The organism is Bacillus sp. L_1B0_5 (genome assembly GCF_000836715.1).
GTDB classification, from domain to species: domain Bacteria; phylum Bacillota; class Bacilli; order Bacillales; family Bacillaceae_G; genus Bacillus_A; species Bacillus_A thuringiensis_S.
The window spans coordinates 1-210 of the sequence record NZ_JXIS01000217.1; the positions used below are offsets into that span (position 1 = coordinate 1).

Genomic DNA, 210 nt, shown 5'->3' on the forward strand with positions numbered 1-210 from the left:
AATCATGGGAATGGATATTGGAGTTTATACGGTCATATGTCGTCCATTACTGTACAGGAAGGTCAAAACATTGGAGTCGGTCAACAGGTAGGTGTTTGCGGAAGAACAGGGCAAGTAACAGGGCCACATCTTCACTTTGAGATCAAAACATCTTTGACGTTTGGTCAAGTCGACCCAGCACCTTATTTGCCGAAATAAGCGGAAAGAAAG

The 210-nt window shown here is 43.8% G+C and carries 1 protein-coding gene; it reads left to right on the top strand.

Annotation, left to right across the window (positions count from 1 at the left end; translation table 11 throughout):
- Positions 1-198: M23 family metallopeptidase (locus RT27_RS31965; RefSeq protein WP_043939418.1), on the top strand; the 198-nt coding region annotated here is incomplete at its 5' end.
- Positions 199-210 lie beyond the last annotated feature (12 nt).